Here is a 13,524-nt window from a genome sequence, read left to right as displayed (position 1 = left end):
CACTTTCTATAATGAATAGATACAAGCGTATATAAATTCGTATTTTTTGAGAAAAATATTTTTATTATATATTTCAATATATTAAATATTTATTACATTCATATTTCAGTTTTATTTAAAGTATTTTTTTTTGTAAATTTTTTACATAAAAACAAAATTCACATTATTTCACCTTAAATTTTGAATTAGTCACGTGCAGATAAACCATCACTCTATGTCATTTGATCAGGAAATTTGCTGTGTGTTTTTGGAAATTTATGCAAGAAAACGGCGATATCACAACTCACCTCCATCCCATTACAAAGTCCAAAGATCAAGGAGTAGCCATGCTTTAGCTACTATTTTACTAACGGATATTTGGCTTAAATTTAGAATTTCCACTGACCAACATATGCCAAAAGATACTCTCAAGACAATTAATAATTATATTTACATATGAGTTTAAGGAATGAATATTTTATTTTTCTTTACAATATTCAATTTTTTTAATGTTAAAAATCATATAAATATTTTCTCCAATTAAAATGTGAAATAGTTAACATATTAATATGTGTGTATTGTTGGCTTATTTTAAGCTGCCTATATGGCAGTGGACTAGCACGACTGTGGTGGTAGAAACCGTCTACATTTCTAAGCTGCCTATGTGGCAGTGAACGAGTCTTTCTCCAATCGCAGTCTTGAGGCAAATTTCTAAGCTGCCTATGTGGCAGTGAACATGACGCAGCAGTTGAGGGTGTTGTTTATGGTTTTCTAAGCTGCCTATACGGCAATGAACAGTTAAACCAATTTTTCTTGGTCATACTATCTTTTCTAAGCTGCCTATGCGGCAGTGAACCAAATAAAGCATTTACATTACTTTGGGCTTCTAATTATCTTGAGTTTGATTCTATCGTTAGTTGATTATTAATGGAAAAACATACCAAAACTGAAGCAACTACACGCTTCTTTTAGTCGAACTCTCTTTTATAATTTATTGAAATTTTTCCAAATTTTCACCAACTGGCATAATATTACATGTTTAGTTTGCTTTTAGCATGGTCATAACAATTATTTGATATTAAATAGACCCAGTTTAGCAAGGTTGATACTTTGTCCATCACCAATAATTAAGGTATATTAATTTTGTGTGTTTTTATATAAAGAGTTTTCATAAAATCTACATAATAAGAGAATAAATATGACCCAAGCAGTTATTGTTCAAGGTTGTAAAACAGATCATGGTGGTGTGGTGATGCAAGGGCATCCTACAATGTCCGTCAATGGGATTGGGATGGCTGGCAAAGGCTATATGGTTGCTTGTCCAAAATGTAAAGGGCTTTTCCCAATATCTGAAGGAGCTGAAAATTTTACTCTGCCCAGTGATATTCCTGTTGCTTTAGCTGGAATGAAAACCGCATGCGGTGCAAAACTACTACCTAGTTCATTTCAGGTTGTTGTTGAACCCTGTTCACCTTTTGGCTCTCAATTGATTGGCAATCCAAATGATGAGGGGGAAGAAACTGTTCCACCACCAAAAGACCATTCAGGTCGTTTTCAATTAGTCGACCAAAACACAGGCGATCCAATAGCTAATCGTAGAGTCCGTGTCACGCTAGGGAATGGTACAAGTACAATTTATGCAAGTGATGATCAAGGTTTTACTGATTGGATTTATACGCCTTCCGAAGAAGAGATTCACCTCAATTTAGTGGATGAATTAGACAATGGCTGATCAAGGAAAACCTCTAGGAACACTCACAACGACACCAGCTCAAAACCCCACAATTAAAGTGGTCGCTATAGCTAGTGAGGATAAATTAGATCCACAAGATAAGGAAGTTCTCTGCAAGGCTATTTGTTATTGTAATAGTAATCCCAAAAAGGGAAAATCTGGACAAAACTTATATCAATCATGTGTTTCTGAGCGTTTAAATGAACTAGATAAATTTTTGGGGCATCGAAGCCCATGGAAGCCTGAAATTTCATACGATATGCACAAAACACCACCTGAGCCAATCATGGATAAAAATATTTTAACGAAAGCTCATGAATCTATTTGGGGCTGGATAAAAAAATATTGGGAAAATGATAAGGGCTATTCTTACGAGGCAGGTGAAGGAATGATTCGTAGACCCGATGTTATTATTGTTAAAGATCCAACAAAACCTCCAACACAAGATAATATTAAAAATGTTGTTGAGATTAAGTTTGGTGATGATGAGTTTAGCAAAACACAACAAGCAGATTATGCAACAATTGCAGGCAGTGCAAGTAAAGTTATAAAACTTGATCCTAAAGAATGTGAATGCGGTAGTGATGAAGAAAATGGAAATGCTACAGAACTCTCAACGGCTGGAGCATGGGCCGCTGGAATTGCTGGAGCAATTTTATACATTATTTCTAAAGGCAAGACACCTTCGCCTAGATTCCCTGTACCAGCTTGGTAATAAGTAAAGGAAATGATATGTACTTAAAAACTAAAGAAGCTTATGTAGCTTGGGCTGAAAAACAGCAAAAGGGAGCATTAGGGGGAAGTCTATTGGTAGACCCAGCACCAGAGGACTATGTTGGCGCTATTCCCGCTATTCGTGCTGTATTGCATTTTAAAGAAGGGTACAGTGACGAAATGCGAGAAGCTATTGCCCTATGTTTTGAGGAATACCAGAACTATGCAAAAGATCACTTAACATGGCTATGGCAAGATGAACCACCCAAAAGTGAAAAACCTACATCTGAATATAATAAAACTAAACCTATTAGAGACATTTTAAATAGTTATAGTCAAATGAAAGCCTTTAACTTGCTTTATACAAGTGGAAAGGAGAAATTTGCTACTGGTGCTTGGGAGTTTAATGTTGGAGGAATGAGTAAGTGGAAAGTAGAAACAGGAACATATCAAAGTGTCTTAACATTTTCTATGCCAATAGATTGGGTTGAAAAAAATAGTAAATTATTTATTGATCTATTTATCAAATGTGCTGACCGTTTAAAAGCAAATCACGGATATGCTGGATACGCCTGTATTATTTCTCAGATTAGAAGTGATAAAAATGAACCGACAGAAGCATTTTTATCACGTAAATTATGGGCAATGGATGTTGGTAATCCATATTTAGATTCAAATAAGTTAATAAATGGCATCAAAACTGTCAGTTGGCTTACAGCGATCAATTATGAATGGTTTAATAAAATTAAGAACGAAGAAGCTTTAAATAGTGAATTGCCGATGAACTGGTTTATAGGATATGACTATGGTTCAGGTGTGATTATACAAGCTGGAACAAAGCCTCTAAGTGGTTCTATAGAGGAAGATGCTCTACCAGCACCTTATGTGTTATTAAACCGCATTTTAAAGTCTTTACGAATAAGTAAAATTCAGACCTTACATCGTGGTAACTACGATACTGAGCAGAATCCTTTACTGAAAGGTTATCGAGCTGAAGCATGGATGAAACGCTTTGATATTGAGGATGAACAAAAGCTTGAGTATTTCGGTAAATTACAAACCGAACCTAAGTTAAGCTCAGTATACGCTTTTCCTGAAAAACGAATAAATTGGAATTAAAAAAAGCCCCATCAATGTAAACTTTTGAACCTTTACGAATTTCTAAGCTGCCTATGCGGCAGTGAACTTACTTGGAGCGCTTCTGTTGTCATTCCAGACTTTCTAAGCTGCCTATGCGGCAGTGAACATGTCTGATCCAAATTTGCAGAAGTTTGCGTCATTTCTAAGCTGCCTATGTGGCAGTGAACAGGTGCTGGCTCATACACAACTTTAGGAAATTTTTCTAAGCTGCCTATGTGGCAGTGAACATTTTAATTCATTTACCAATGCACATGCAGCATTTCTAAGCTGCCTATGTGGCAGTGAACAAACCGAAGATCGTCTTGTCAACAGCTAATCTTTTCTAAGCTGCCTATGTGGCAGTGAACGTAAAATCCGGATCCTCAGTCTTTAAATGTTTTTTCTAAGCTGCCTATGTGGCAGTGAACTTTCATTTATAGAAAAATTACGCTGAAGAGTTTTTCTAAGCTGCCTATGTGGCAGTGAACTTCAAAAATAGAAAATAACAAACTTTATGAATTTTCTAAGCTGCCTATGTGGCAGTGAACTGCAAAGTCTGCATCACTTGAAAATTTATCAGATTTCTAAGCTGCCTATGTGGCAGTGAACTCAGTAAAAGCGCTCGTAGATACTGATGTTTTTTTCTAAGCTGCCTATGTGGCAGTGAACTGTTGCCCCATTCACGCAATGCTTGCTCAAATTTTCTAAGCTGCCTATGTGGCAGTGAACTGTGCTGATCATCAGAAGCGTGGATACATTGATTTCTAAGCTGCCTATGTGGCAGTGAACACAAAAATATAACCCATAATAAAAAGTACTATTTTCTAAGCTGCCTATGTGGCAGTGAACACTTAAAATCATAACTTTCGTTTTTCCCTTTTTTTCTAAGCTGCCTATGTGGCAGTGAACTTATTACTCTAAAGATAATCAACCTTCGATGTTTTCTAAGCTGCCTATGTGGCAGTGAACTTTCCATTTTTAAGCCACCTCAGTTTTAGTTATTTCTAAGCTGCCTATGTGGCAGTGAACAAAGGTCTTAAAGACAACATTGATCAAAACAATTTCTAAGCTGCCTATGTGGCAGTGAACGGGATGTTTACTCTCGGTGGTGCTTCGTATAGATTTCTAAGCTGCCTATGTGGCAGTGAACTTGCTTAGTCCTGATGATCCCATATTTATAACTTTCTAAGCTGCCTATGTGGCAGTGAACCCTCATTAGAGCTAGATATAGCACCAACCACTTTTCTAAGCTGCCTATGTGGCAGTGAACGGTGTAGTGCAAAATAAAGACGGTTCTATCATTTTCTAAGCTGCCTATGTGGCAGTGAACCTAAATTAGCTTCAAAACTAATCGAATTATATTTTCTAAGCTGCCTATGTGGCAGTGAACGACAACATTGATCAAAACAAGGCTGATCAGCTTTTCTAAGCTGCCTATGTGGCAGTGAACTGCCTGGTGCAACGTGTGGTAGTTTTTTATTTTTTCTAAGCTGCCTATGTGGCAGTGAACTCCTTACTTCTATACAAGTACATCACTAAGAATTTTCTAAGCTGCCTATGTGGCAGTGAACATCATCACCATATCCAGCGTTAAGCATAATACTTTCTAAGCTGCCTATGTGGCAGTGAACAGGTGAAGCTGTAGCAGTCAAGCTATTTGATCTTTCTAAGCTGCCTATGTGGCAGTGAACGCAGACGAATACATTAAGCATGAGCCTGTAGATTTCTAAGCTGCCTATGTGGCAGTGAACCATCTGGCTACCGTATCCAGCCAACTAACATCTTTCTAAGCTGCCTATGTGGCAGTGAACGTCTCGCCATTCAGCAAATCCGTTCTGTTCAATTTCTAAGCTGCCTATGTGGCAGTGAACCTTTATGCGGTCTTACAAGTACGGTAACTATTTTTCTAAGCTGCCTATGTGGCAGTGAACTTGCTGCTGAATCATAGACAAGTGTTTGATCATTTCTAAGCTGCCTATGTGGCAGTGAACTTGATTACTCAATCAATGAAAGCGCAATCAAATTTCTAAGCTGCCTATGTGGCAGTGAACGCTATGCAAATCAAGATTTAAACGTTCTTGTATTTCTAAGCTGCCTATGTGGCAGTGAACTTTTAAGGCTTCAAGAAGTTCTGTTTTGATTTTTTCTAAGCTGCCTATGTGGCAGTGAACTTTCTTTGATTTGGATGCAAAAAGACAAGATATTTCTAAGCTGCCTATGTGGCAGTGAACCTGACTATTGAGCAGATGAGAGAGATTGTGGATTTCTAAGCTGCCTATGTGGCAGTGAACCAACAGGCTTCGACTGCGTTTGCCACCCTTTATTTCTAAGCTGCCTATGTGGCAGTGAACCTATACCTGAAATTACAGTTAAAAAGTGGACATTTCTAAGCTGCCTATGTGGCAGTGAACATGATGAGATTAGAAGATTAGTTTTAGCTTCATTTCTAAGCTGCCTATGTGGCAGTGAACATCTTTTGTTTGGACAAGGGTGATGACTGGAATTTCTAAGCTGCCTATGTGGCAGTGAACCGTCTCACGATTTTCAGTATCAATTGATTACTTTTCTAAGCTGCCTATGTGGCAGTGAACAATAACGTGCTCAGATTCATCATTAATAAAGTTTTTCTAAGCTGCCTATGTGGCAGTGAACAAACAGCTTTAGATTTACTGTCTCAGACATCATTTCTAAGCTGCCTATGTGGCAGTGAACATATTCCTAGATATTGATGCCCTTATTCGTATTTTCTAAGCTGCCTATGTGGCAGTGAACCTCCCAATTGCCATCATCCTCACAAATCATATTTTCTAAGCTGCCTATGTGGCAGTGAACTATAATTTTAAAACAAAAAATAAAGTTATAACAGTGAGTTAAGACTAAAAACCTATAAAAGACCAAAGTTTTAACCCACAATCATAACTTATTGATTTTATTAAACTGTTAAAGAGTGAAAAAATATTGGGTTAAAACTCAGGTACTGTAGACACAGAACTTAACCCATATGTACTAAAAACCTGAATTTCAGATTTTTCAGTGATTTGCTTTTCTATAAATAGCTTAAAACGCTTTTTATCTTGTTCATTCGATGTACTTAAACTTAGCATCTGTACATAAGGCAAATCAGTTGTTGTCACCACTTGGCGATAACGATTCAATGCTTCGTCAAAGCCTATATCCCCTCTTTTCATTCGATGGCGTGCCAAACGCTCAGCGTTGGTTTTAACTTGTTTACGTTTATAAATTGCATAACCAGTAATTTTACTTTCAGGCACTTCTTTAATAGAACTGATATGAATATAATCAACCAAACGCTCAAGCCACTTTGGTATATCAAGCTTTTTTAAATCATCTTCAGATTCAGCAAAAAGACGAAGTTTTTCACCTAAAAAACCAATACCTTTTTGCTGATTAAAACGATATTGTGGAAATGAAATACCAACATTCACTTTATTATTCGCATCTTTCATTTCAGCAAATGCGATATGCAGCTGGACATAGATACGTGACCATAACTCAAAAGGTGAAAAGTCATCATTTTTCATTAATGTCACTTCAATATAACGTTTCATTTAAATGACCTCATCGAATATCTGTAACATAGGCAAGTCCTTTTTTCCCTAGATAAAATGAAGATACGCCTGCATTTTCAATTTTTTCTTCTAAATCTCTAGCTTGCTCTTTAGAAATATTTAGGTTGATTGTAAGTTTTCCACTTGCTTTGTGAAGGAGTTGTTTAATTTCGCCCTCACCTTTTACGAATTTGGAATTGATATAGGGATTTCCCCAAACTATTTTTTGTTGTCCAGTCGTGAATCTTTCCATTAAATTTTTGGGTGTAAAACCATTATGAGAAATGCCTGTCAACCCGCCTCTCGATGCTCTGATAGCAGTTGTATCATGCTGCTCAGTCAATTTATCTAATTTTAAATATAAAGCTGAACAATATAATGGAAGTACACTAACTTTATTGGCTGACTCTTTTAATGCAAAGTTTGGATATCGGCTAGATAAAATTTCTGCTACTTGATTTATTTCGTCAGTAACAGCAACTTTAATTTTTTTCACCTCTTCTAATCTTTGCAAAATACTTAATGGATCTAGAATAGGGTCTATTTTCGATTCAATATTTTTGTCTTGGATAAATTGAAACAATTCCTCTAAATTCATCCACAACACATTCCAAAACTCTTTTGCATAATTCACACTAAGCCAAGGATCACTTAACTTAATCATCCCTGTAAAAGAATTCTGATCTGTACTCCCAGAAATATTTCTTAAATAAACGACTTCCTGACTTAGTATGAATTCATCATGGATATCACTATCCTGTAAAACTTCTTCAATACTTTTAAAATAATAATCATCACGACTTCTTGCATCGTATAATTTTCGCTGATCTCCAATGAGCCTATTCAATATCCCCATCACGGTATTTTTAGTGATACTTCTAGACTTATAGTTCTCTGCTTTTTTATCATTCAATGCAGTCATAGAACCAATAAAGTTTCTTTTAACAGTATTATCCTCTCCATCCAAAAATGAATTACGCCAGGAGGATTCATATTCAATAATGATTTGCATAAAATCACCTCATCATTGTGCTTCAAAATAAACAGCATAATCACTTTGAGGTTCAGGATTCGCTTGATCAGGGCGACGTTTGATACGCATCATTTTATTCTTATCGTTATAATCTACTTCAACCGTGTCTACGCACATATAGCCTTTGGCTTGTTTAATCACTAAATCTTCAAGCATGTTTAAAGTTTCTTTGACCAAAATATCAATCGCGGTGTTGTCCAATAAAATTCCAACTTCACCCTCATTAAAAATTGTACCCTTACGAACATAATTACTATGAAAAATTGCTTTTGGCTCTTTAGATGGATCTAAACTCTTAATAAATTGTTGAACTTTTTCAGCAATTTTTTCCCCTTCACCTTCTTTAATAATCATTGATGCACGATCAAATTTTTTATCTAAAGAAATAAATTGAAGTTGCTCAATGCTAATTGAACCAAATGCTTCGTATTGAGTATCGCCAAAAGTTGTTTTGGAGAAAATTGAATTTTCACCACGCTTATACGATTTAGTCCCATCAGCTTGTATAATTTCTTCACTTGAACTTGCATTAGATAATTGTTCAAAATTTCCATTACCTAATTTGTCAATAAAATCAGTAATCAATAAAGGGCTTGTACGCTTACATTGGCTAGATGGCACAACATACCCTCGTATCAATCCAGTAATTGATGCTACAACATCAATTAAATTTTTATCTTTTGCATAATGCAAATCATAAGATTGATCACGGAAAAGATGATGACGAATACAGTTTTGACTGATATACAATGGATTTTCATCAAAATTTATATCAGAAGCTTCTTTACGATATTTATAGCCTGTTTCTTCTTTAATCTTCCCAGACAAATTACTGAACCCACGTAATTTAGGTAAAGTATGATTATCTACGGTCTTTCCATCATTACCTGTTAATGATGTAGGTCCGTTCCAATTGACTACGCCATAACCATAAGCAGTGATTTTAAAATCTACACTTTTTACACCAGTTACTTTAGTCATGTTATTTTCCCTCTTGTTTTGTTGTTAAAAAGTTCAGTTTATCTAATGAAATTGAGCCGATTGGCTGTTTGTCACTTGTTGCATAATAAATAGCTTCAGGATATCGAAAACCTGTCCCACCAATCTTGTTTAAATCATCTTCGATATAACTTAAATACAGTGGGTAATCTGCATCCCGTGCATAATTTTCCAATATAGCACATCTTGCTTGTTGTTTTTTATCAGGAATTCTTTTCACGTGATGAGTTGGATCAACATTACCGTGCTTTTGCGCAATATAATTAATTAGTCCTGAGTCTTTGATCATAGTTAAAGATTCAGTCAAATTATCGTATTCGGTTGTATCATCCAAAGGCGGTTGGTAGGCATATTCATTTTCAAAAATGGGATGATTAAAATCATTTAAATTCAATACAGCCAACTGTACAAAACGACTATCACCACGTAATGAGTTCTTGCTGATTTTAGATTTTCTTTCAGCTGTTTTGGTCTTTATGACCTTAGTTGGCTCTGTAACTTTTTTATTAATCAAATCAATACTTTTCTTTAAAGCTTTATCCATATCTTGTACTACAGCTGACTTTTCCTTCATTTGATCTTGTTGTGCATAAAATTCTCTATACAGTGAATATAACTCAGCAATCTTAAAGACTTTTCCATTTAATCGATCTTGTAAGAAGCCATACCATGCTTTTGTCATTTGCAAACTATTCAATTGATTTAAAAAAAATGCTGATGAGCCTTTACAACTACCATTTTTCACATTTTCAGTAATTGCCACTTGCAATACATTCACATCATGATTTTCACCAAAACGATCCAAACGTCCTAAACGCTGTAACATATTTTCAGGTGAAGTCATTTCACTCAACATATGTTTACTAGTGATATTTAAAGAAGCCTGAACAATCGGACCACTTCTTAAAACAGCATACTTGGTTGTTCCATTCTTTTTAAAAGAATCAAAAACCTCTTCAAACCATTTCTTTTTATCACTACGTTTATATTTGGAATGAAAAAGCACACTATTTTCATAATCTTTTTGATAAATAAAGCCAAGTTGTGCTGTTTGAGCTGTATTTGAAATAATAAAAGTTTGATCATCAAACCTTTGATAAAAGGGATTTCCCTCTGTAATAGATTCATCATATTCAATAAATTCAATCTGGTACTGACTGTTATTAAAAGATGACATTTCAATCACATCATCTTTATGAACACCTAAGACTTGTTCTAAATAATAGTAATGTGGAGTTGCAGAAACCAATAAGGTATTTTTTTCATAGCATTTACGCATATTTTTATTTGCAATGAGTTCAGCAAATAAAATATTAAAAATTTCCATACCAATGTATTCATGGTATTCATCAAATACTACATGAGCATCCATAAACGGTAGTAAGCTGTTTACATTGCTATGCGTCACAATTGAACCTAAAATTTGATCAATTGTAGTGACTACAACATCTCCTGAAAATGGTTCAGGCTCATTTCTAATTTTTCCATTTTCATGCAAATACTTAAATTCACCCGTCAAAATTTCTACTTTTGCATCAGGTAAATAATCCTGTACCAGTTCTTCAAAAATCCCTTGACAGACTTGAACTCGCGGGCAAACCCAAATAATTTTTTTAGCTTGTTTTAGTTTTGCCCATTCCAAAGCAATTCTAGTTTTACCACAACCAGCTGGTCCCGCAAGCACAGCAATATCACGTAAATCTGCAAGCTGCTGAGCGATTTCATTTTGCTTTTGCGTTCTATCACTATCAGGAAATTTATGAGCAACACTTTTTAAATGCTCATCTAAATTTGATAAGATTTCCTGATCATCCAATAATTCATCTAAACGGTTTTCAGCAATATAATCCATCAAATCTTGTGCAGTTTGTTTAGAAACCAAACGATCTGCGCTAATAACACAAGCACGTAATAAATTATGTTGTGCATTAACCTGAATTTTCCCACTTAAAATTTCTGTAGAATCAGTATTTGTGTATGATTTAAAATCTGGAAAATTTCTACTCTTAAACTGATATTCAAAATTTTCTATAAGCACTGCTAAATCTTCACTACTCCAAGGAAAATGTTGCTCAAGCAAATCTGTTGATTGAAAATGCTTAGCAACTCCATTTATACGTTTAATTAAATTGGTACTATTTTTAATCAGAGTAGAAAACTGTTCGACATTAATATTCTTAATCAAATATTCATAAACTTTATAAACACCTGAAAAATCATCATTTTGACGATATGGTTTAGCATGATGCCAATACAGAACATGCTGTAGACTTTCTTTTTGTCGATTATTTAAGTTCTTACATTGCTGTTCCAAAAAATTAAAAATTAATAATGAAACTTCATTATGACGAGGATGCTTATCAAAGGTAAATTTGACATCAATATGTTGTCCATCATCTTCAGGGGCTTTTTGTTTTTCTTTCTTAACCCAATCTTGAAAAAGTGGATCTAATTTACCGACGTCATGTAGACACCCTGCCAGAAAAGCCACTTTAGATAAATTCTCATACTCTTCATTCTCAACAACTTTTTTAAATAATTGTTGTGCTAAATACCCTATCGCAAATGAATGCTCTGCAAGTGGCTGTAAATGTGTGTTTGCATAAAACTCGTCTTTCTTCGCTTTCATTGTCATGACATCCATAAACACTTCTTTTTGTGTACTATTCACAGGCACTATGCCTTCACTATTAAACTTATTTCTATTCCCAACAATCCACAGTAACTCACTTCGGCGTCGCCCTCGAATCCAATGGCAAGACACCGCTGTATTTTTTGTGACTGTTTTTCTAAGTAGCTTTTTAACTGCAATTAAACCATCTTCAGTAATCACCGTTTGCCAAGTGTTATCACCAATTCGGTCGGCAAATGCATCCAATACACGACGCGTTCGAGACAGTGCTTTCTTTTCGCATTGGGAAATGAAGGTTACAATCATAATGCTTGATCCTTTTCATCATGATTTCTGCAAGCTTGTAATTTCACCTGATCAAACATCCAATCAAGACATTTATGCTCGGTGAATTTCTGCAATAACAAGGCTCTAAAGTCTTGCTCCTTAAAACCTTCTTTGGCACAAATAAATGCCCATGGCAATACCACAGCATCCTTAATTAAATCAGCGATATCAAAAACCAAAGCACCACGCCGAGTTTTACCATGCATGACTGCAAATGAATGACTAATGCCTAAGACCCAAAGTGTGGTTGCAGCTAAACCATAGGCCAAATAATTACCATGATTGAGGAAGTCATTGGCTAAATCACCATATTCAGCATTTCGTTCAAATTTGAGTTTACAACGTGTTGCAGCGATTTTATAAAGCTGCTTTGTGGTCTGAGCTTCTGCAAGAAGTAAATCGCCAACTTTGGTCATATTAGGAATCTTCTTTTCAAAACCACTTAAAGCCTGCTGAATATCCTGATCATCTAAGTAAAATCCTTCTGCTTGTAAGTCCCGATCTTTTGCCCAAACTTTACGAATATATTCAACCCGCGCAAGCTGAAACTGTTTAGCCACATCTAAACGCTTCTTTTCATCAAACCAAAAGCTCATCCAGCCTTGCATATATTCAGTTGGACGATATTCACTTTGTGGCGTTAACCACTCCACTTCACTGCCTGAAAATAAAGGTGTACCCCCACCGCCACAAAAACCGACCAAAACACCTGCACTACAGAGCATCCGCATTGCAGCCTGAGTGATCGACGTTCCAGTTCCCAACAAAATTACGGTCGTATTGGCAATAGGAATATTCCAATACTGATTTTCAGTTTTGGCTTCGGTTAGATATAAAACACGGCCATCTTTTTGCATCACCCGTGCATGTTCTAAATAATAGAGATTGGCTCTTTTTGAATGTAGAATAGCTTTTAAGTCTGATGGGTTAAGTTGTTCCATATTATTAGTGGTCATAAAGTTTTTATAAAAACAATTTAATTGAAAGTCTCAATATCTCCAACCTATTTTTTATTTTAAACGACATTTTGTGTCGTTTTTTAATAAGCACCATTCTATTTACTTACACTCCCGACCCAACCAATTTAAAAAAATCATGCGTTATTTTAATACTTTACCAATGGCTCAACACCAACATCTTTAAAATGATTTTTATCACTTTTCAATAAAACACAGAATAAAAAAAACACTATAATTTAAAGTTAAGCACCTTTAGCGTTCTGATGTTTAAAATATCATTTAGATATAAATCCAATCTATTTTAACAATAATTTTTCCAATTGATTCTATTTACATTAAATTAAACCAATTTAAAATTTAAAAAAAACAACCATTTTATACAAAAAAATAAAAGATTTACATCTTAAATAACACTACAACTTAATTTTAAAAAGTTTTTATCAAAAACACAAATATCCTAA

The 13,524-nt window shown here is 35.1% G+C and carries 8 protein-coding genes and 1 CRISPR repeat array; of the genes, 3 read left to right on the top strand and 5 right to left on the bottom strand.

Annotated features, from left to right (window positions below; all coding sequences use genetic code 11):
• The first annotated feature begins 1,177 nt into the window (after nucleotides 1–1,177).
• The 3 genes from FHR28_RS19670 to FHR28_RS19660 are packed head-to-tail and all read left to right on the top strand — an operon-like array spanning nucleotide 1,178 to nucleotide 3,544.
• Nucleotides 1,178–1,711, top strand: a complete 534-nt coding sequence (locus FHR28_RS19670) for a PAAR domain-containing protein (protein WP_166783348.1) — start codon at nucleotides 1,178–1,180, stop codon at nucleotides 1,709–1,711.
• A complete protein-coding gene (locus FHR28_RS19665; RefSeq protein WP_166783347.1) occupies nucleotides 1,704–2,426 on the top strand; it encodes a VRR-NUC domain-containing protein in 723 nt (240 codons plus the stop codon). Before FHR28_RS19670 ends, FHR28_RS19665 begins: the two co-directional genes overlap by 8 nt.
• Before the next feature lie 17 nt (nucleotides 2,427–2,443).
• Nucleotides 2,444–3,544, top strand: a complete 1,101-nt coding sequence (locus FHR28_RS19660) for a type VI immunity family protein (RefSeq protein WP_166783346.1) — start codon at nucleotides 2,444–2,446, stop codon at nucleotides 3,542–3,544.
• A gap of 39 nt (nucleotides 3,545–3,583) precedes the next feature.
• Nucleotides 3,584–6,376: direct repeats of the CRISPR family, unit length 28 nt; unit sequence TTTCTAAGCTGCCTATGTGGCAGTGAAC.
• Nucleotides 6,377–6,507: 131 nt separating this feature from the next.
• Here FHR28_RS19660 and cas6f read toward each other — a convergent pair.
• The 5 genes from cas6f to cas1f are packed head-to-tail and all read right to left on the bottom strand — an operon-like array spanning nucleotide 6,508 to nucleotide 13,045.
• Nucleotides 6,508–7,113 (bottom strand): type I-F CRISPR-associated endoribonuclease Cas6/Csy4, encoded by a 606-nt coding sequence (gene cas6f, locus FHR28_RS19655; RefSeq protein ID WP_166783345.1) that lies wholly within the window; start codon nucleotides 7,111–7,113, stop codon nucleotides 6,508–6,510.
• Between the two features lie 10 nt (nucleotides 7,114–7,123).
• Entirely contained in the window at nucleotides 7,124–8,125 is a 1,002-nt protein-coding gene (gene cas5fv, locus FHR28_RS19650) for a type I-Fv CRISPR-associated protein Cas5fv (RefSeq protein WP_154130979.1), read from the bottom strand.
• Between the two features lie 12 nt (nucleotides 8,126–8,137).
• Nucleotides 8,138–9,127: a type I-Fv CRISPR-associated protein Cas7fv gene (gene cas7fv / locus FHR28_RS19645; RefSeq protein WP_154130980.1), complete on the bottom strand. Its 990-nt coding sequence runs from the start codon at nucleotides 9,125–9,127 to the stop codon at nucleotides 8,138–8,140.
• Nucleotide 9,128: 1 nt separating this feature from the next.
• Nucleotides 9,129–12,083, bottom strand: coding sequence for a CRISPR-associated endonuclease Cas3'' (locus tag FHR28_RS19640; protein WP_166783344.1), 2,955 nt, complete (start codon nucleotides 12,081–12,083; stop codon nucleotides 9,129–9,131).
• Nucleotides 12,080–13,045 (bottom strand): type I-F CRISPR-associated endonuclease Cas1f, encoded by a 966-nt coding sequence (cas1f, locus tag FHR28_RS19635; RefSeq protein ID WP_166783591.1) that lies wholly within the window; start codon nucleotides 13,043–13,045, stop codon nucleotides 12,080–12,082. Before cas1f ends, FHR28_RS19640 begins: the two co-directional genes overlap by 4 nt.
• Nucleotides 13,046–13,524 lie beyond the last annotated feature (479 nt).

It is taken from the genome of Acinetobacter sp. BIGb0196, from assembly GCF_011759595.1.
Taxonomy (GTDB): domain Bacteria; phylum Pseudomonadota; class Gammaproteobacteria; order Pseudomonadales; family Moraxellaceae; genus Acinetobacter; species Acinetobacter guillouiae.
The sequence above is the reverse complement of the archived record's forward strand: the minus strand, read 5'-3'. Positions and strand labels throughout refer to the sequence as shown.